The 20,208-nt window shown below is 61.3% G+C and carries 16 protein-coding genes; 6 read left to right on the top strand and 10 right to left on the bottom strand.

Features of this window, described 5'->3' with window-relative positions:
- Positions 1–115 precede the first annotated feature (115 nt).
- From BK665_RS10675 to mreB, 6 genes are all read right to left on the bottom strand, one after another.
- A complete protein-coding gene (locus BK665_RS10675; RefSeq protein ID WP_123405267.1) occupies positions 116–3,919 on the bottom strand; it encodes a YhdP family protein in 3,804 nt (1,267 codons plus the stop codon).
- Between the two features lie 75 nt (positions 3,920–3,994).
- Positions 3,995–5,452 (bottom strand): ribonuclease G, encoded by a 1,458-nt coding sequence (gene rng, locus BK665_RS10670; RefSeq protein ID WP_123405265.1) that lies wholly within the window; start codon positions 5,450–5,452, stop codon positions 3,995–3,997.
- Between the two features lie 57 nt (positions 5,453–5,509).
- Positions 5,510–6,106 carry a Maf family protein gene (locus BK665_RS10665; protein WP_123405263.1) on the bottom strand — a complete coding sequence of 199 codons (597 nt, stop codon included), beginning with the start codon at positions 6,104–6,106 and terminating at the stop codon, positions 5,510–5,512.
- A 45-nt stretch (positions 6,107–6,151) separates the two neighbouring features.
- Positions 6,152–6,643, bottom strand: a complete 492-nt coding sequence (mreD, locus tag BK665_RS10660) for a rod shape-determining protein MreD (protein ID WP_123405261.1) — start codon at positions 6,641–6,643, stop codon at positions 6,152–6,154.
- Complete coding sequence (gene mreC / locus BK665_RS10655) at positions 6,643–7,755, bottom strand: rod shape-determining protein MreC (RefSeq protein ID WP_123405259.1); 1,113 nt, start codon at positions 7,753–7,755, stop codon at positions 6,643–6,645. The genes mreD and mreC overlap by 1 nt, the downstream gene beginning before the upstream one ends.
- 141 nt (positions 7,756–7,896) lie before the next feature.
- Positions 7,897–8,934 (bottom strand): rod shape-determining protein MreB, encoded by a 1,038-nt coding sequence (mreB, locus tag BK665_RS10650; RefSeq protein WP_002555108.1) that lies wholly within the window; start codon positions 8,932–8,934, stop codon positions 7,897–7,899.
- Positions 8,935–9,145: 211 nt separating this feature from the next.
- Between mreB and gatC the strand changes: the two genes are divergently transcribed.
- The 6 genes from gatC to BK665_RS10615 all read left to right on the top strand — a co-directional run bounded on the left by gatC (position 9,146) and on the right by BK665_RS10615 (position 14,366).
- Positions 9,146–9,433: an Asp-tRNA(Asn)/Glu-tRNA(Gln) amidotransferase subunit GatC gene (gatC, locus tag BK665_RS10645; RefSeq protein ID WP_007901429.1), complete on the top strand. Its 288-nt coding sequence runs from the start codon at positions 9,146–9,148 to the stop codon at positions 9,431–9,433.
- Between the two features lie 16 nt (positions 9,434–9,449).
- The gene (gatA, locus tag BK665_RS10640; RefSeq protein WP_123405257.1) at positions 9,450–10,901 is read left to right on the top strand and encodes an Asp-tRNA(Asn)/Glu-tRNA(Gln) amidotransferase subunit GatA; all 1,452 of its coding nucleotides are present in this window, start codon (positions 9,450–9,452) and stop codon (positions 10,899–10,901) included.
- Between the two features lie 10 nt (positions 10,902–10,911).
- Complete coding sequence (gene gatB / locus BK665_RS10635; RefSeq protein WP_123405255.1) at positions 10,912–12,357, top strand: Asp-tRNA(Asn)/Glu-tRNA(Gln) amidotransferase subunit GatB; 1,446 nt, start codon at positions 10,912–10,914, stop codon at positions 12,355–12,357.
- A 149-nt stretch (positions 12,358–12,506) separates the two neighbouring features.
- Entirely contained in the window at positions 12,507–12,881 is a 375-nt protein-coding gene (locus tag BK665_RS10625; protein ID WP_123405253.1) for a septal ring lytic transglycosylase RlpA family protein, read from the top strand.
- Positions 12,882–12,927: 46 nt separating this feature from the next.
- Complete coding sequence (locus BK665_RS10620; RefSeq protein ID WP_123405251.1) at positions 12,928–13,989, top strand: calcium/sodium antiporter; 1,062 nt, start codon at positions 12,928–12,930, stop codon at positions 13,987–13,989.
- Positions 13,986–14,366 (top strand): carboxymuconolactone decarboxylase family protein, encoded by a 381-nt coding sequence (locus BK665_RS10615; RefSeq protein WP_090175522.1) that lies wholly within the window; start codon positions 13,986–13,988, stop codon positions 14,364–14,366. The genes BK665_RS10620 and BK665_RS10615 overlap by 4 nt, the downstream gene beginning before the upstream one ends.
- 112 nt (positions 14,367–14,478) lie before the next feature.
- Here BK665_RS10615 and BK665_RS10610 read toward each other — a convergent pair whose 3' ends face one another.
- The 4 genes from BK665_RS10610 to BK665_RS10595 form a co-directional block, all read right to left on the bottom strand.
- On the bottom strand, positions 14,479–15,420 hold the full coding sequence (locus BK665_RS10610) for an AEC family transporter (protein ID WP_123405249.1): 942 nt from the start codon (positions 15,418–15,420) through the stop codon (positions 14,479–14,481).
- A 169-nt stretch (positions 15,421–15,589) separates the two neighbouring features.
- The gene (gene garD, locus BK665_RS10605; protein WP_123405247.1) at positions 15,590–17,143 is read right to left on the bottom strand and encodes a galactarate dehydratase; all 1,554 of its coding nucleotides are present in this window, start codon (positions 17,141–17,143) and stop codon (positions 15,590–15,592) included.
- An 11-nt stretch (positions 17,144–17,154) separates the two neighbouring features.
- Positions 17,155–18,519 carry an MFS transporter gene (locus BK665_RS10600; protein WP_123405245.1) on the bottom strand — a complete coding sequence of 455 codons (1,365 nt, stop codon included), beginning with the start codon at positions 18,517–18,519 and terminating at the stop codon, positions 17,155–17,157.
- A gap of 220 nt (positions 18,520–18,739) precedes the next feature.
- Complete coding sequence (locus BK665_RS10595) at positions 18,740–20,185, bottom strand: aldehyde dehydrogenase family protein (protein ID WP_123405243.1); 1,446 nt, start codon at positions 20,183–20,185, stop codon at positions 18,740–18,742.
- Between the last annotated feature and the right edge of the window lie 23 nt (positions 20,186–20,208).

Below are 20,208 nucleotides of genomic sequence, written 5' to 3'. Positions count from 1 at the left end.
AGGCTTGCCCGCGAAGGGATGCACCGCGGTGTGTCAGAACAGACGCCTTCGCGGGCAAGCCTCGCTCCTACAGGGAATAGCGCCATGCTACTCCATCAACCCAGAGCGTGTTTTTTCAAAACGGCTTGTCCAGGGTGATCTTCGGTTCTTTCCATGGCCCTTTGACGGTGTATTTCACGCTGGCAAAACGCGCCACGCGGTCGCCAATCAGCTTGTCGATCAGGAACAGCGCGCCACCAATGGCCGGCGCGCCGACAATCAGCGCGGCAATCGGCAGGTTGTTGGTCAGTGGCAAGGTCACCAGCAACTTGGCATCGACCTGATCGCCGACCAGGTCCAGGGTGCCATTGAGCTCAAGGTTGCTCGACGGCCCGGTCAACAGGATCGGCTCGCGGGTCACATAAACGCCGTTGCTCGCCACCAGCAGGCCTTTGACCCGGTCGTAACTCAGGCCTTTGCCAAACAGGTCGGAGAAGTCCAACCGCAGACGGCGGCCGATGGAGTTGAAGTTGAGCAGGCCAAACACCCGTAACGCCTGGGCGCTGCCCTCGACTTCGACAAACTGACCTTTATTGAGCGAGGCATCGAGGCTACCGGAGAAACGCTTGGTGGCCAGCCACGCCGGCGAACCGGGCCAGCGACCGTCGACATCCATATGAAACTCTTCACTGGTCACGCTCGGCGCAAAGCCCCAGCCCTTGAGCACATCGGCCAGGTTCTTGCCGCTGATCCGGCCCTTGTACCAACTGTTGGTCGCGCCCGGCGTGCCTTCCCAGCCGCCATTGCCCTGCAACAGGATGCCTTTGAGGCCCATGTCCAGGGTATTGAGGGCGATGCCCTTGGCGGTCGGGCGCACTTTCAGCGACCAGGCACCCACCAGGTCATTGCCCTGGAACAGCTGATTGATGGTGATATCCAGTGCCGGGATCTTGCTCGGGTCCACGGAGGCCAGCGGGTCCGGCGAGTTTTCGTCGGCCAGCACGGTCGGATCCGGCGCCGGCAACCGCACGTATTGCAGATTGATCGCAATCGGCGCGGCTTTCGCATCGGGAATAGTGGCGCTGCCCTTGGCCTGCTGACTGTCGAGTTGCAAGGCCCAGGCCGATGATTTGCGGTTCAACTGCACCGACACCTGATCCAGGGTCGGGCCTATGCCAGTGAGCTTGCCGACCTTGAAGTCCGCGCCGCTGAGCAATTGCTTGGCGCTGCCGCCCGGATCCTGGCCGGCATACTTGTCCACCAGCGCCTTCCACGGCGCGACATCCAGTTCCGACAGCACGCCGCTGACCCGCAGGCCTTTGGCGTCAGGCAGCACGGCATTGCCGGCACCGAGGAACAACTCACCGCGACCGTCGGCAAAGTTGCCCGGTGGCGAGGCAAAAGTGAAGTTCGCCAAGTCGCCATAGGTCACCCAATAACGCCGCTCCGGTCCTTGCAGGGACATGCGGAACACCGTGTCACGCCCCACATCGGCGGCCATACCGAACGGCGCCGGCAAATCGACGGCGACGCCTTGCAGATTGGAACTGACGATCAACTGGCTGTCAGCGCCATTGAGGTTCAGTTGCAGTTGATAAGGCACAGTGCCGGACACGGGCAATGGCTGGGTCACGTTGAGCCAGTCGGTAAGTTTCTTGACCTCGACCTGGCCGGACGCAGCGACCCGGGTATTGAGCTTGCCGGGGCTGCCATCGGCAAAAATCTGCGCGGTCACCGGTTTGTCGAAGGCCCGGGCGCTGATGTTCTGCCCGCTCAAGCCCTTGTTGCTGTCGAAGCGGAAATCGCCCTTGAGCTGAGTCAGCTCCAGGGTCGGCTCGGCCAGTTTCAACCGCGCCTTGGCGGTTTTGAAATCGACCAGGATTTTTGGCTGCTCGCCTTTGGCCAACGGAATATCGAGTTTCAACTTGCCTTGCAGATCGCCGTCACCCTCCCAACCGGCGAAGGTGTCAGCGGTGCCGATCGGCGCTTGCTGCAGGATCTTCAGGCCATCGCCCAAGCCGCCGGAGAATCCGCCGTCGAGGTACAGATGGACGTTTTGCCCGGCCGGCGCGTGGGGGATGTTGACGTAGATGTCGCTGACCTGGGTGTCGAGCAACTGGCCTTTGCTGGCCAGGATGCGCACGCCGCTGTCCTCGATGAACACGTCGCCGCTGACCTTGCTGACGTGCGGCCAGCCGGGCTGGAACGCCAGTTCGGCGTCGTGCACCTTGAAGAACAGGCTGATACTGCGGGCGGTGTCTTCGGCGCCATGATTGAGCGAGCCCTGGTACTGGAAGAACCCCTGGTCGACCGCGCCCTTGAGAATCGCCGTGCGCAGCCATTCGTCCAGCGCCGGGCTGAGCACGGTTGGCAGGTACTTGGCGGTGTATTTGCCGTCGCCGTCCACCAGGCCGACCCGCAGGTCCATGTAGTCTTCCTGGGTGTGGTCGAAATGCAGGCGGATCAGGAAGTCGCCGGCAATCTTGCCCTCCTCGCCCAGCACCTTCAGGTACGGTGCGATCAGGGTGAAGCCTTCCTTATCGAGCTTCCAGGTCAGCCGGGCATTGGCCTGAATGTATTGCCATGGCTTGGCGAAGATCGGGTCCAGGTGCAGGGAAAAATCCTTGCTGTCCATGCGCAGCTCGCCGTGACCGAGGTCGCCGCTGATGCTGCCGCTGACATTCCGCGCCGCCGGGGCGCCGTGATAAGCGTCGAAACCGACCCGCTCGAGGTTGGCGGCAAAGCTGAATTTGCTGTCGTCGGTGGCGTTGGGCCGAAAATCAATTAATACATTGCGCAGAGCACCGGTCACCTTGAGCTTGTCGACGGCCGTGGCCACGCCTTCCGGCAACGGCCCCAGCGCATTGAGCAGCGGCGTGAGCGGGGTCAGGTCCAGACGATCGGCTTGCAGATGCCAGGTTTCATCGGCCTTGTCGGTAGCGACGCTTTGCTTGAGTTGCAGATGAGTTTCCCAACGGGTATCGCCCAGGTTCATCGACAAGGAATCGAGGGTCACCAGCGCGCCTTCGTCACTGCGCTGGAAGTAGCCGTTGAGAGCAAAATTGTTGATCTGGATCGGCTTGCGCTCGGCGTAGGCACCCTTGAGTTGCGGGGCGTTGAGGCGGATCGCCGCGCTTTGCACTGCGCCCTCCCCCCAAGTCAGCCACAGTTCGCCGCCGGCCTTGATCTCGGAGAAATTCCATTGTCGGGTCAGACGCCCCGGCAACCATTTCGACCAATCGCTTTGCGGCAGACTCACATAAGCCTCGGCCTCGCCGTCCTTCCAGGCGCTGGCGCGAATGCGGGTGCGCAGGCTCATGGCCACGGGTTGACCGTCGGGCAGGGTCAGGCGCGCATCGAGGCGCTGACGGGAAGCACCGGTTTTCAGATTCAGGCCGACGTAGGTCAGCGTCAGCGGCGCGTGGTCCAGGGGCTGCAAGGTGATCTGGCTGTCGAGCACCGACAGTTGCTCGACCATTTGCATGCGATTGAGCAACTGTTCCGGGTCCATGGGCTGGTCTTGCTGCACCGGTAAACCTTCCAGTGCCCATTGGCCATTCTCGCCTTCCTTGAGGCTGATCTTCAGGCCATTGAGTTCCAGGTGAGCGATGCGCACTTGCCGGGCCAACAGGCTGGCCCAGAGGTCCGGCACCACCCGCACGTTGTCCAGGCGCAGGGCATTGGTGCCCGCGCCGACCGTGACGTCGTGGGCCAGCAGGATCGGCGCGAAACCGCTCCAGTTGCCTTCCAGCTTGCCGATTTGCAGGGGCATGCCCAAGGCGTCACTGGCTTTGGTCTCGATGTCTGCGCGGTATTCGGCCACCAGCGGCGTCAGTTCCCGACCGAGGCTGACGTACAACGCCATCAGCACCAGAACCAACGCACACAGGCCCAGCCCCCAGCGGGTCAGTGCGGCCAAACTGCGTGTCAGACGGTCCATGTCAGTTGGCTCCCATGGCAAAAATACTGCAAAAAGCTGAGGCCAGCCGTTCTAGTCGCGGTGAAACCTGGAGATTCAGAGCAGCACCACGTCGTATTGTTCCTGGGAATACATGGTTTCGACCTGGAAGCGAATGGTGCGACCGATAAACCCTTCCAGCTCGGCGACGTTGCCCGACTCTTCATCGAGCAAGCGATCCACCACTTTCTGATTCGCCAATACACGATAGCCTTCGGCCTGATAGGCGCGGGCTTCGCGCAGGATTTCGCGGAAAATTTCGTAGCACACCGTTTCCGGCGTCTTCAATTTGCCGCGGCCCTGGCAACTGCTGCACGGTTCGCACAACACCTGTTCGAGACTTTCCCGGGTGCGCTTGCGGGTCATCTGCACCAGGCCCAACTCGGTGATGCCGATGATGTTGGTCTTGGCGTGATCGCGTTCCAGTTGTTTCTCAAGGGTGCGCAACACTTGGCGCTGGTGCTCTTCGTCTTCCATGTCGATGAAGTCGATGATGATGATCCCGCCGAGGTTGCGCAGGCGCAGTTGGCGGGCGATGGCAGTAGCGGCTTCGAGGTTGGTCTTGAAGATGGTTTCTTCGAGATTGCGATGGCCGACGAACGCCCCGGTGTTGACGTCGATGGTGCTCATGGCCTCCGCCGGGTCCACTACCAGATAACCGCCGGACTTGAGCGGCACCTTGCGTTCCAGGGCTTTCTGGATTTCGTCTTCGACGCCGTACAGGTCGAAAATCGGCCGCTCACCCGGATAGTGCTCAAGGCGATCGGCGATTTCCGGCATCAGTTCGGCGACGAATTGCGTAGTTTTCTGAAAGGTTTCCCGGGAGTCGATGCGGATCTTCTCGATCTTCGGACTCACCAGATCACGCAAGGTGCGCAGGGCCAGGCCGAGGTCTTCGTAGATCACGCTCGGCGCGCCGATTGTTTTGATCTGGGCGTTGATCTGGTCCCACAGACGGCGCAGGTAGCGGATGTCCATGAGGATTTCATCGGCCCCGGCCCCTTCGGCGGCGGTGCGCAGAATGAAACCACCGGCCTCCTTGATGCCTTCTTTCGCCACGCAATCGGTGACCACTTGCTTGAGGCGTTCGCGCTCGGCTTCGTCTTCGATCTTCAGGGAAATGCCGACGTGAGCCGTGCGCGGCATGTACACCAGGTAGCGCGACGGAATCGACAATTGCGTGGTCAGGCGTGCGCCTTTGGAGCCGATCGGGTCCTTGGTGACTTGCACCACCAGGCTCTGGCCTTCGTGCACCAGGGTGCTGATGCTCTCAACCGCAGGGCCTTCACGCAGGGAAATTTCCGAAGCGTGGATGAATGCGGCACGGTCCAGGCCGATGTCGACGAACGCTGCCTGCATGCCGGGCAATACCCGAACGACCTTGCCTTTATAGATGTTGCCGACGATTCCGCGTTTTTGCGTGCGTTCGACATGAACCTCTTGCAGAACACCGTTTTCGACCACCGCCACGCGCGATTCCATCGGCGTGATGTTGATCAGAATCTCTTCACTCATGGCAGGGTCTCGTTCAGGCATGTTCACGAAAATGGCCGCATCTAGTCAGTACGACGCTTAGCGCGCGTTTAAGGTTTGCCAACAGGGTATGCCGAAATGGCCCAGCACCTCGAAGGTTTCGCACAGCGGCAGTCCGACCACCGCCGAATAGCTGCCATTGAGGCCGGCGACAAACACCGCACCCAGTCCTTGAATGCCATAGCCGCCGGCCTTGTCCCGGGGTTCGCCGCTGGCCCAGTAGGCCGCCGCTTCTTCGCGGCTGATGTCGCGAAAACGCACCCGGCTGCGCACAACCCGGGATTCGCAACGCTCGCCATCGAGCACGGCAATCGCCGTCAGGACTTCGTGTTCCTGCCCCGACAACAGCATAAGCATGGCGCAAGCATCGGCTTCGTCCACCGGTTTGCCGAGAATTTTCCCGTCCAGTACCACGGCGGTATCGGCGCCCAATACGCAAAATGCCGCGTCGGACACAACCGTGCGCCGCCCGGCCTCGGCCTTGCCGCGCGCCAGGCGCTCGACATAGACCGATGGGGTTTCGTTGGGCAAAGGGGTTTCATCGATGTCCGCGCTGATGGCGGAAAACGGCACGCCGATCTGCGTGAGCAGTTCACGCCGACGGGGCGAGCCTGAAGCGAGGTAAAGCGATTTCATCCAGACATCTCCCTTGTCGAGGTGCGGGCTAATGCCTGACCGAATTCAATTGATCTTGTAACGTCGACGCAGCCCACGCAAACCGAAGCTGATCCACGGCCAGAGCAACGCGCTGACCAGGGCCGGCAGCACCAGCGCCAGGGTCGGCTGACGGTTGCCGGTCAGTGCGCTGAGCCACAACTGGACAAGTTGGGCGAGGCCGAAGATCACCAGGATCACCAGGCACTGCTGCCACATCGGGAACATCCGCAGACGCTGCTGCAACGCCAGCACCAGGTAGGTGATGAGCGTCAGGATCAAGGCGTTCTGGCCCAATAACGTGCCATAGAGCACGTCTTCGGCCAACCCCAGGCAAAACGCGGTGACCATGCCGACTGTCTGCGGCAGGGCCAGCGCCCAGAACGCCAGCAGCAAGGCCAGCCACAAGGGACGCAGGATTTCCATGAACTGCGGCAGCGGTGAAACGCTCAGCAGCAGGCCGATGGCGAAGGTCAGCCAGACGATCCAGCCGTTTCGCGATGAAGTAGCGCCCGCCATTATTCTCGTCCCCCAGTAGTGGCCGGTGCAGAGACTGGCGGTTTGGCAGCGGGTTTCGCGGCAGTCGGCTTGGTCACAGGCTTGGCCGGATGGGTCGTTGCCGCAGGCTTGGCCGGTGTCGTTGCCGCCGGCGTGGTGGCCGCAGGTGCAGTGGCTGGCGCGGCAACGGCTGGCGTCGGCACGACCGCCGGAATCGGTTTGGGCACGGTGGCCGGAATGATCGGGCCGCCGCCGTGCTGGTCCAGCGCTTCCTGGGCCTGGGCGGCTTCATTGGCGCGTTCTTCGGCGGTGCGCCCATCGCTGAACACCAGCAGCAGGTAACGGCTGCGGTTAAGAGCGGCGGTTGGCACGGCGCGGACGATGGCAAACGGCTGGCCGGAATCGTGGATCACTTCCTTGACCGTCGCCACCGGGTAGCCCGCCGGGAAGCGCTGGCCAAGGCCGGAGCTGACCAGCAGGTCGCCTTCTTTAATGTCGGCAGTGTCGGCCACATGACGCAATTCCAGGCGTTCCGGGTTGCCGGTGCCGCTGGCAATCGCCCGCAGGCCGTTGCGGTTCACTTGCACGGGAATGCTGTGGGTCGTGTCCGTCAGCAACAAGACGCGGGAGGTGTACGGCATCAACTCCACCACCTGGCCCATCAGGCCACGGGCATCGAGCACCGGCTGACCGAGGACCACACCGTCGCGCTCACCTTTATTGATGATGATGCGGTGGGTGAAGGGGTTGGGGTCCATGCCGATCAACTCGGCCACTTCGACCTTTTCGTTGACCAGCGCGGAGGAATTTAGCAATTCGCGCAGCCGAACGTTCTGCTCGGTGAGGGCTGCAAGCTTTTGCATGCGGCCCTGCAACAGCAGGTTTTCGGTCTTGAGTTTTTCGTTTTCGGCGACGAGCTCGGTCCGGCTGCCGAATTGGCTGGCCACACCTTGCCATAACCGCTGCGGCAGGTCGGTGATCCAGTAGGACTGCATCAGCACCAGCGACATCTGGCTACGCACTGGCTTGAGCAGTGTGAAGCGGGCATCGACCACCATCAGCGCGACCGAAAGCACGACCAGCACCAATAAGCGCACGCCCAGTGAGGGGCCTTTGGCGAAAAGCGGTTTAATAAGCCGCTCCTCCCAGGCAAATGTTCTCTTTATTCATACGCCATCAAACCGGCCTGGATGCAGACTGACAGAAGATAAACGCAACAGGCAGCACTGCAAAGTGCTGCCTGCGCGCTCACAGCATAGATGCGTCGGGCGATATCACTCGCTCGACAGCAGATCCATGGTGTGTTTATCCATCATTTCCAGGGCACGGCCACCGCCGCGAGCCACACAGGTCAGCGGATCTTCGGCAACGATCACCGGCAGACCGGTTTCCTGGGCCAGCAACTTGTCGAGGTCGCGCAGCAGGGCGCCACCACCGGTCAGTACCAGGCCACGCTCGGCGATATCGGAAGCCAGTTCCGGCGGCGATTGCTCCAGGGCACTTTTCACAGCCTGAACGATGGTCGCCAGGGACTCTTGCAGAGCCTCCAGCACTTCATTGGAGTTCAGGGTGAATGCGCGTGGAACGCCTTCGGCCAGGTTGCGGCCACGAACGTCGACTTCACGAACTTCGCCGCCCGGGTAGGCCGTACCGATTTCCTGCTTGATGCGCTCGGCAGTGGATTCGCCGATCAGGCTGCCGTAGTTGCGACGCACGTAGGTGATGATCGCTTCGTCGAAGCGGTCGCCGCCAACCCGTACGGATTCGGCGTAGACCACACCGTTCAGGGAGATCAGGGCGATTTCAGTAGTACCGCCCCCGATATCGACCACCATCGAACCGCGCGCTTCTTCAACCGGCAGGCCGGCACCGATCGCAGCAGCCATCGGCTCTTCGATCAGGAACACTTCACGGGCACCGGCGCCAAGGGCCGATTCACGGATGGCACGACGCTCCACCTGGGTGGATTTGCATGGAACGCAGATCAGCACTCGAGGGCTAGGCTGCAGGAAGCTGTTTTCGTGAACCTTGTTGATAAAGTACTGCAGCATCTTTTCGCAAACGCTGAAGTCGGCAATCACGCCGTCCTTCATCGGACGAATGGCAGCAATGTTGCCCGGCGTACGGCCGAGCATGCGCTTGGCCTCGGTGCCGACAGCAACGACACTTTTCTGGTTACCGTGTGTCCGAATAGCCACAACGGAGGGCTCATTCAGGACGATTCCGCGCTCGCGCACGTAAATAAGGGTGTTGGCAGTGCCCAGGTCAATGGAAAGATCGCTGGAAAACATGCCACGCAGTTTCTTGAACATGGGAAAGGGACCCTAGGCAACGCGTGGGTAAAAAAGTGCGGCAAACTCTAACAACGACAGGGATTTTGGGCAAGGCGCCAATATGTTAAATTGGCCGCTTTTCTGTGCACCAACCCCCACAATCGCGGCCTTATGACCGTAGAAATGCGGTAGTGTTCCGACAATCTAACACACGGACGCCGTCCGTTCTGTTTTCCACTGGAGAATCGCAATGGCGCTTGAACGCTCCGACGTGGAAAAAATCGCACATCTGGCCTGTCTGGGCCTGAATGATGCCGATCTTCCACACATCACATCGGCCCTGAACAGCATTCTCGGCCTGGTCGACGAAATGCAGGCGGTCAATACCGATGGTATCGAGCCGCTGGCCCACCCGCTGGAAGCCAGCCAGCGCCTGCGTGCGGACGTGGTGACCGAGACCAATCATCGCGAGGCCTATCAGTCCATCGCACCAGCGGTCGAAAACGGCCTGTACCTGGTTCCGAAAGTCATCGACTAAAGGGAAAGAGCCTGCAATGCATCAAATGACTCTGGCCGAGATCGCCCGCGGACTCGCCGATAAAAAGTTTTCCTCCGAAGAGCTGACCAAAGTCCTGCTGGCGCGCATCGCCCAGCTCGATCCACAGCTCAACAGTTTCATCAGCCTCACCGAAGACCTGGCGCTCCAGCAGGCGAAAGCCGCTGACGCACGCCGCGCCAATGGTGAGAGCGGCGCCCTGCTCGGCGCGCCGATCGCCCACAAGGATTTGTTCTGCACCCAGGGCATTCGCACCAGCTGCGGCTCGAAGATGCTCGACAACTTTAAAGCACCGTATGACGCCACCGTGGTCGCCAAACTGGCCGCTGCCGGTGCCGTGACCCTGGGCAAGACCAACATGGACGAATTCGCCATGGGTTCGGCCAACGAGTCGAGCTACTACGGCGCGGTGAAAAACCCGTGGAACCTGGAACACGTGCCGGGTGGTTCGTCCGGTGGTTCGGCGGCGGCCGTTGCCGCTCGCCTGTTGCCCGCCGCGACCGCCACCGACACCGGCGGCTCGATCCGCCAGCCTGCGGCGTTCACCAACCTCACCGGCCTGAAACCGACCTACGGTCGCGTTTCACGCTGGGGCATGATCGCCTACGCCTCCAGCCTCGATCAGGGCGGCCCGTTGGCGCGCACTGCTGAAGACTGCGCGATTTTGTTGCAAGGCATGGCCGGTTTCGATGCCAATGACTCCACCAGCATCGACGAGCCCGTGCCGGATTACAGCGCCAGCCTCAACACCTCCTTGCAAGGCCTGCGCATCGGCGTGCCGAAGGAATACTTCAGCGCCGGTCTCGACCCGCGCATCGCCGAGCTGATCCACAACAGCGTCAAGGAGCTGGAAAAGCTCGGCGCCGTGGTCAAGGAAATCAGCCTGCCGAACATGCAGCACGCGATTCCTGCGTACTACGTGATCGCCCCGGCAGAAGCCTCTTCCAACCTGTCGCGGTTCGACGGCGTGCGTTTCGGCTATCGCTGCGAAGACCCGAAAAACCTGGAAGACCTGTACAAGCGCTCCCGTGGCGAAGGCTTCGGCGCGGAAGTGCAGCGCCGGATCATGGTCGGTGCCTACGCGCTGTCCGCCGGTTACTACGACGCCTACTACCTGAAGGCGCAGAAGATTCGCCGTCTGGTGAAGAACGACTTCATGGCTGCCTTCACCGAGGTCGACATCATCCTCGGTCCAACCACGCCGAACCCGGCCTGGAAGCTCGGCGCCAAGAACAGTGACCCGGTCGCTGCTTATCTGGAAGACGTCTACACCATCACCGCCAACCTCGCGGGTCTGCCGGGCTTGTCCATGCCGGCCGGTTTTGTCGACGGTCTGCCGGTCGGCGTGCAATTGCTCGCCCCGTATTTCCAGGAAGGTCGCCTGTTGAACGTTGCCCACCAGTATCAGCTCAACACTGACTGGCACACCCGCACCCCAACCGGCTTCTGAGGAGAAACACATGCAATGGGAAGTCGTGATCGGGCTGGAGATTCATACCCAGCTCACCACCCGGTCGAAAATCTTTTCCGGTAGTTCCACCACCTTCGGTTCCGAGCCGAACACCCAGGCCAGCCTGGTAGACCTGGGCATGCCCGGCGTACTGCCGGTGCTGAACCAGGAAGCGGTGCGCATGGCGGTGATGTTCGGCCTGGCTATCGATGCCGAAATCGGTCAGCACAACGTGTTCGCCCGTAAAAACTACTTCTACCCGGACCTGCCCAAGGGCTACCAGATCAGCCAGATGGAATTGCCGATCGTCGGCAAGGGCCACCTGGACATCGCCATGGAAGACGGCACGATCAAACGTGTCGGCGTGACCCGTGCGCACCTGGAAGAGGACGCCGGTAAAAGCCTGCACGAAGAGTTCAACGGCGCCACCGGCATCGACCTGAACCGTGCTGGCACACCGCTGCTGGAAATCGTCTCCGAGCCGGACATGCGCAGCGCCAAGGAAGCCGTGGCCTACGTCAAGACCGTCCACGCGCTGGTGCGTTACCTGGGCATCTGCGACGGCAACATGGCCGAAGGTTCGCTGCGTTGCGACTGCAACGTGTCGATCCGTCCGAAGGGCCAGGTTGAGTTCGGCACCCGCTGCGAGATCAAGAACGTCAACTCGTTCCGTTTCATCGAGAAGGCGATCAACAGCGAAGTACAGCGTCAGATCGAGCTGATCGAAGACGGCGGCAAGGTGATCCAGCAGACGCGCCTGTACGATCCGAACAAGGACGAAACCCGTCCGATGCGCAGCAAGGAGGAAGCCAACGACTACCGTTACTTCCCCGATCCGGACCTGTTGCCGGTCATCATCGAGGACTCGTTCCTCAATGACGTGCGCGCCACCCTGCCAGAATTGCCACCGCAGAAACGCGAGCGTTTCCAGGCGCAGTTCGGCCTGTCGGTGTATGACGCCAGCGTCCTGGCCACCAGCCGCGAGCAAGCCGATTACTTCGAGAAAGTCGCAAGCATCGGCGGCGACGCCAAACTGGCGGCCAACTGGGTGATGGTTGAGCTGGGCAGCCTGTTGAACAAACAGGGCCTGGACATCGATCAGTCGCCGGTTTCGGCCGAGCAACTGGGCGGCATGCTGCTGCGCATCACCGACAACACCATCTCCGGCAAAATCGCCAAGGTAGTGTTCGAAGCGATGGCCAACGGCGAAGGCAGCGCGGACGAGATCATCGAAAAACGTGGCCTCAAGCAAGTCACCGACAGCGGCGCGATTTCTGCGGTGCTCGACGAGATGCTCGCGGCCAACGCCGAACAGGTCGAACAATACCGTGCGGCAGACGAAGCCAAACGCGGCAAGATGTTCGGCTTCTTCGTCGGCCAGGCCATGAAAGCCTCCAAGGGCAAGGCCAACCCGCAACAGGTCAACGAGCTGCTGAAAAGCAAGCTCGAAGGCTGATGCGAATGGAGCCAGATCTAAAGCCTGGCTCTAACCCCTGTGGGAGCGGGCTTGCTCGCGAAGGCGCCGTATCAGTCGATATCAATGTCGACTGGCACGACGCCTTCGCGAGCAAGCCCGCTCCCACATTTGTATCGGGAAACATCTGAATGAAGCGTCTGCTCAGTGCCTGCGCCCTGCTCTCCCTGCTGGCCGGTTGCGCCAGCAACGACATCATCGATCCACACGGCTACGACAAGACCGGCACCGCCTCCTATTACGGCGCCAAACACCAAGGTAAACGCACCGCCAGCGGTGAGCGTTTCGACAAGAATTCCCTGACCGCTGCCCATCGCCAGCTACCCTTCGGCACACGGGTGAAGGTCACCAATCTGAATAACGACAAATCCTGCGTGGTCCGTATCAATGATCGTGGGCCGCATACCCGTGGGCGCCTGATCGACGTGTCCCATGCCGCTGCGGTACGGCTCGGCATGATCGGCAGTGGCACCGCAAAGGTTCGCGTGCAGGCCCTGGACGATTGATGGAGCCCCGACCATTTACGGTTTAGAAGACATCCCCCTGCTGAGCGTGATCGAACTGCTCAGCGGTCTATTGTTGCTGATCGCCGGCGCCGAGCTGATGGTGCGCGCCGCCGTGCGCCTGGCCGCGCGTCTGCATGTGCGGCCGCTGATCATCGGCCTGACCATCGTCGCCCTCGGCAGCAGCGCCCCACAAATGGCCGTCAGCCTGCAAGCCATGCTCGCGCAAAACGCCGACATCGCCGTGGGCAGCGTGATCGGCAGCAGTATCTTCAACATCCTCGTCACCCTGGGCCTGTCGGCGCTGATCATTCCGTTGCGGGTATCGCGGCAACTGGTGCGCCTGGATATCCCACTGATGATCGGCGCCAGCCTGCTGGTCTGCGTGCTGGCCTGGAACGAAGAACTGACCCGCACCGACGGCGTGATCCTGCTGGCCGCGCTGGCGGTGTACCTGGGCTTGCTGCTGCGTCAGTCGCGGCACTCGGCCCGGCCGCCATCGAGCCAAGAATCGAAAGCACAAGCACCGTGGATCAGCAGCCTGTTGATGATCGTCGCCGGGCTGGCGATGCTCGTTTACGCCGGACACTTGCTGCTGGGCGCCGCCGTGTCAGTCGCCACCGACCTGGGGCTGTCGGAGCGGATCATCGGCCTGACCATCGTCGCCATCAGCACTTCCCTGCCAGAACTGGCCACCTCGCTGATCGCCGCACTGCGCGGTCAACGGGAGATCGCCGTGGGCAACGTGATCGGCAGCAACCTGTTCAACCTGCTGGGCGTGCTCGGTTTTACCGCGCTGGTGGCGCCGTCGCCGCTGTCGGTGTCGCCCAACGCCCTGGACTTCGACTTGCCGGTGATGCTCGGCGTCGCCGCGCTGTGCCTGCCGGTGTTCTATTCCGGTTACCGCGTGACCCGAGCCGAGGGGCTGCTGTTCCTCGGTTTATACCTGGCGTACGGGTTGCACGTGGTGTCGTTCACCACCGGCATGCCCCTGGCCGGCAAGCTGGAACACCTGATGCTGATTTTCGTCCTGCCGGCGCTGATGGCGTTCTTGCTGTTCACGTCGCTGCGCGCCTGGCGTCGCCAACACCACAAGAGGGATGTGCCATGACCGACAACAAAAAACCCGGCGTTGAAGTCCGCCGCCAAGTGATGGGCGATGCGTTCGTCGACCGCGCACTGGGCAATGCCACCGAGTTCAGTCAGCCGTTGCAGGATTTCGTCAACGAACACGCCTGGGGCAGCGTCTGGAACCGTGAAGGCCTGCCGCTGAAAACCCGCAGCCTGATCACCCTCGCCGCACTGACTGCGTTGAAGTGTCCGCAGGAGTTGAAGGGGCACGTGCGTGGTGCGTTGAACAACGGTTGCACGGTGGAAGAGATTCGCGAGGCGCTGCTGCATTGCGCGGTGTATGCCGGCGTGCCGGCGGCGATTGATGCGTTTCGAGCGGCGCAGGAAGTGATCGACAGTTATCAGAAGCCGGAGTGAGCAGGGCCATCGCCTTCGCGGGCAAGCCTCGCTCCTACGGGTTCGGTGATCCCCCTGTAGGAGCGAGGCTTGCCCGCGAAGAGGCCCTCAAAATCACCACAAATTTTGAAGACTAGATCCACCCACCCCACTGCAACACAAAGATCCCGATATTGGTGGTCACCGCCGCCATCAAGGTGGTGATCACAATAATCGCCGCCGCCAGTTCATGGTTGCCATTGGCCTGGCGCGCCATAACAAAACTCGCCGCCGCCGTCGGGCTGCCGAAGTACAAAAACAGAATCCCCAACTCCGCCCCGCGAAAGCCCCACAGCCACGCGCCAACGGTCACCAGCACCGGCAGGCCGATCATCTTCACCAGACTCGAACTCAGTGCCATGTCGCCACTTTTGCGCAACGCCGCGAGCGACAAGGTGCCGCCAATGCAGATCAGCGCCAATGGCAACGTGGTTTGCGCCAGGTACTGGCCGGAGGTTTCCAGCCATCCCGGCAAACTGAGTTTGAAATAGGCAAACGGTGCCGCCGCGAACACGCTGATGATCAGCGGGTTGGCCATCACGCTTTTGCAGATGCTCCACGGATCGGACTTGATCACCGGGCTGTACACCGCCAGCACGATGGTTGAGAGGGTGTTGTAAAACAGAATGACGAGCGCCGCGAGAATCGCCCCAAGGGAAATTCCGTAGTCGCCGTACATGCTCGCCGCCAGCGCCAGGCCGATCACCCCGTTGTTGCCGCGAAACGCGCCCTGGGTGTAGATGCCCCGGTCTTCCCGTGGGCACTTCCAGATCGCCCAGCCCCAGGCGATGGCGAAACTTGCCAGGGTGGCTAGCGAAAAGTAAATCAGCAACGCCGGTTTCAGCGCCGCGTGCAGGTCGGCATGCAGGATGCCCAGGAACAGCAACGCCGGCATGGTGACGTTGAACACCAGGGCCGAGGCGGTGTGGATGAAGTTGTCGTTGATCCAGTCGATGCGCTTGAGCAGCACACCCAGAAACAGCATGGCAAACACCGGCGCGGTGATGTTCAGGGTTTCGAGGAAGATTGCCAGCATGCCGGGGATTAACCTTGGGTGAGCGTCGGTAGGGGGCTCATGATAAGCCAGCAAGTCCTCTGCCGTCTGTTAGGCCGCCTTCGCGAGCAAGCCCGCTCCCACAGGGATCTCATCAACACTGCAGATCCAATGTGGGAGCGGGCTTGCTCGCGAAGCAGGCGACTCGGTCTTAAGTGATCGGCGCTGGGTTAAACAAGGTGATGTCGTTATGCAGTTTGTGCTGCTCGGCCCAGGTCTGCTTTTTGCCGCTGGCCACGTCCAGGTAGTAGTGGAACAACTCCCAGCCGAGGTCTTCAATCGAAGCGCGCCCGGTAGCAATCCGCCCGGCATCGATGTCGATCAAATCCGGCCAGCGCTGCGCCAATTCAGTCCGGGTCGAGACCTTGACCACCGGCGCCATCGCCAGGCCATACGGCGTGCCGCGCCCGGTGGTGAACACGTGCAGGTTCATCCCTGCCGCCAGTTGCAACGTCCCGCAGACAAAATCACTGGCCGGGGTCGCGCAGAAGATCAGGCCTTTGCGCTTGAAGCGTTCGCCAGGGCCGAGCACCCCGTTGATCGCGCTGCTGCCGGATTTGACGATCGAGCCCAGTGACTTCTCGACAATGTTCGACAACCCGCCCTTCTTGTTCCCCGGCGTGGTATTGGCGCTGCGATCCGCTTCGCCCTTGGCCAGGTAACGGTCGTACCAGTCCATTTCCCGCACCAGTTCCTCGGCGACTTCCTTGGTTTCGGCCCGGGAGGTCAGCAGGTAAATCGCATCGCGCACTTCGGTGACTTCGGAAAACATCACCGTCGCCCCCGCCCGCAGCAACAGGTCCGAGGCATAGCCCAGCGCCGGGTTGGCGGTGATCCCGGAAAACGCATCGCTGCCGCCGCACTGCATGCCGAGGATCAGCTCGGACGCCGGCACGGTTTCCCGGCGACGTTTATCGAGCTTCTTCAAACGCGTTTCGGCCAGGGCCATGATCTGCTCGATCATCTCGGTGAAACCGTGACTGGAATCCTGCAAGCGATACAGCCACGGCTCGCTCAAATCCACCGAGCTGTCGTTGTCGTGCATCACCTGCCCGGCCTGCAATTTCTCGCAACCGAGGCTGATCACCAAGGCTTCGCCGCCCAGGTTCGGGTTGCGCGCCAGGTTGCGAACCGTGCGGATCGGGATGTACGCGTCAGTGGCGGTAATCGCCACGCCACAGCCGTAGCTGTGGGTCAGCGCCACCACGTCATCGACGTGCGGATACAGCGGCAGCAACTCGTCCTTGATCCGCTTGACCGCATGATCGAGCACGCCGGTGACGCACTGCACCGTTGTGGTAATCCCGAGAATATTGCGCGTGCCGACGGTGCCGTCGGCGTTGCGATAACCCTCGAAGGTGAAGCCTTCCAGCGGTGCCTGGCTCGCTGGCACGTCCGTGGACAGCGGCAGGCTGTCCAGCGGTGGCGCGGTGGGCATGCGCAGTTGATCTTCCTTGACCCAACTGCCCCGCGGGATCGGCTGCAAGGCGTAGCCGATGGTCTGGCCGTAGCGAATCACCTGACCGCCCTCGGGAATGTCCTCAAGGGTGACCTTATGGCTCTGGGGCACGAAGTCCACCGTCACCAGACCATCCGGGAATTCAGTGCCGGCGGGCACGCCTTGGTCATTGACCACGATCACTACGTTGTCCCGCTCGTGCAGGCGGATGTAGCGCGGCGAGTCGGAATGTTCAATCAACTGCATGACGCCGCTCCTCAGGAATGCGCTTCAGATAATTTGGTCAGCTCAGGACCGGTGCTTGGCGGCTCTTTGAGCACCACGCGTTTGATCGGGCCGACGATCACCAGGTAACTGAACACCGCCACCAGCGCATTGCAACCGACAAACACCAACGCCCATTTGAACGAACCGGTGGCGCTGATGATGTAGCCGATGACAATCGGCGTGGTAATCGAGGCGATGTTGCCGAACATGTTGAACAGGCCGCCACTCAAACCGGCGATCTGTTTCGGCGAGGTGTCGGACACCACCGCCCAGCCCAGCGCGCCAACGCCTTTACCGAAGAACGCCAGGGCCATGAAGCCGACCACCATCCATTCGATGTCCACGTAGTTGCACGCCACGATGCTGCTGGAAACCAGCAACCCGGCAATGATCGGCGCCTTGCGCGCGAAGGTCAGGGAATGGCCCTTGCGCAGCAGGTAATCGGAAATCACCCCGCCGAGCACACCGCCGATGAAGCCGCAGATGGCCGGCAGCGAAGCGATGAAACCGGCCTTGAGAATCGTCATACCGCGTTCTTGCACCAGGTACACCGGAAACCAGGTCAGGAAGAAGTAGGTGATGCCATTGATGCAGTACTGGCCCAGGTACACGCCGAGCATCATGCGGTTGGTGAGCAACTGGCGGATGTAATCCCACTTCGGACCGTCGACTTTTTTACCTGTGCCTTTGTCCTGGTCCATATCGACCATGCCGCCGTTGTCGGCGATGTGCTTGAACTCGGCGTCGTTGATCATCGGGTGCTGGCGCGGACTGTGGATAACTTTCAGCCAGATCAGCGAGAACACAATGCCGATGCCGCCCATCACCACAAACACATGCTGCCAGCCGAAGGTGTAGACGATCCAGCCCATCAGCGGTGCAAACAACACGGTGGCGAAGTACTGCGCCGAGTTGAAGATCGCAGACGCCGTACCGCGTTCAGCGGTCGGGAACCAGGCCGCGACGATGCGTGCATTACCGGGGAAGGATGGCGCTTCGGCCAGGCCCACCAGGAAGCGCAGCATGAACAGCGCGACGATGGCCGTGGACATGCCGAACTCACCGACATAGCCCTGCAACACGGTGAACAGCGACCAGGTGAAGATGCTCAGCGCATAGATTTTTTTCGAGCCGAAACGGTCGAGCAGCCAGCCACCGGGAATTTGCCCGGCCACGTAGGCCCAACCGAATGCAGAGAAGATGTAGCCGAGGGTGACCGCGTCGATGCCGAGGTCTTTTTGCAGGCTGGAGCCGGCGATGGCGATAGTGGCCCGGTCGGCGTAGTTGATCGTGGTCACCAAAAAAAGCATGAGCAAAATCAAATAGCGGACGTGGGTCGGCTTGGTCGCTTGCATGTAGATGTACTCCCACTGATTATTTTTATGCGCGGGTGAAACTGGGTATTCCCTGTATTCCTTTACTCCCCGTAGGAGCTGCCGAGTGAAACGAGGCTGCGATCTTTTGATCTTCAGCGCCTTCAAGGGCACCAGGATCAAGATCAAAAGATCGCAGCCTTCGGCAGCTCCTACAGGGGTATGCGGCGGCCGATAGAACCGGACACCGCAGTGCAGCGGGTTACGATCCGATGTAGGAAGTTTTCACGACCGTGTAGAACTCTTGCGCGTAGCGACCTTGCTCGCGGGAACCATAGGATGAACCTTTACGGCCGCCGAACGGAACGTGGTAATCCACGCCTGCGGTCGGCAGGTTGACCATTACCATCCCGGCCTGGGAGTGGCGCTTGAAGTGGTTGGCGTACTTCAAAGAGGTGGTGGCAATGCCCGCCGACAAACCGAATTCGGTGTCGTTGGCCATGGCCAGGGCCGCTTCGTAATCCGCCACGCGAACCACGTTGGCCACCGGGCCGAAAATCTCTTCGCGGCTGATACGCATCGCCGCTTCGCTGTCGGCAAACAGCGTCGGGGCGAGGTAGTAGCCTTCGGTATCGCAGGTCACCAGACCGCCGCCGCTGACCAGACGCGCACCTTCGGACTGGCCGATGTCGATGTACTTCAAGTCTTGCTCAAGCTGTGCCTGGGACACCACTGGACCAATGTCGGTGCCGGTTTTCAGGGCGTGGCCGACCTTGATCGACTTCATGCGCTCGGCCACGGCTTCAACGAATTTGTCGTGAATCCCGGCGGTGACGATGAAGCGGCTCGACGCGGTGCAGCGCTGGCCGGTGGAGTAGAACGCACTCTGTACCGACAGCTCGACCGCTTGTTTGAGGTCGGCGTCGTCGAGAATGATCTGCGGGTTCTTGCCACCCATTTCCAGCTGCACTTTCGCTTGGCGCGAGACGCAGCTGACGGCGATCTGACGACCCACGCCCACGGAACCGGTGAAGCTGATGCCGTCGACTTTCGGGCTCTGCACCAGCGCATCGCCAACCACACGACCGCTGCCCATCACCAGGTTGAACACGCCGGCCGGGAAGCCTGCGCGGGAGATGATTTCGGCCAGGGCCCAGGCGCAACCTGGAACCAGATCGGCCGGCTTCAGCACGACGCAGTTGCCGTAGGCCAGGGCCGGGGCGATTTTCCATGCCGGGATCGCAATCGGGAAGTTCCACGGCGTGATCAGACCGACCACGCCCAAGGCTTCGCGGGTGACTTCAACGTTGACGCCCGGACGCACCGACGGCAGATAGTCGCCGGACAGGCGCAGGGTTTCACCGGCGAAAAACTTGAAGATGTTGCCGGCACGGGTCACTTCGCCGATGGCTTCGGGCAGGGTCTTGCCCTCTTCCCGGGCCAGCAGGGTGCCGAGTTCTTCGCGACGGGCGAGGATTTCAGTGCCGACTTTATCCAGGGAATCGTGGCGAGCCTGAATGCCCGAGGTCGACCAGGCCGGGAACGCGGCGCGAGCGGCGTCGATAGCGGCGTGGACCTGGGCCAGATCAGCCTTGGCGTATTCGCCGATGGTGTCAGTCAGTTCGGACGGGTTGATGTTGGCGCAGTATTCACTGCCCGCAACCCACTCACCGTTTATGTAGTTATCAAAGCGTTTTGAATCAGCCACTGGAATTTCTCCTACGCAAAAAG

Source organism: Pseudomonas frederiksbergensis (assembly GCF_003732665.1).
In the GTDB taxonomy this organism is placed as follows: Bacteria; Pseudomonadota; Gammaproteobacteria; order Pseudomonadales; family Pseudomonadaceae; genus Aquipseudomonas; species Aquipseudomonas frederiksbergensis_G.
The sequence above is the reverse complement of the archived record's forward strand: the minus strand, read 5'-3'. Positions and strand labels throughout refer to the sequence as shown.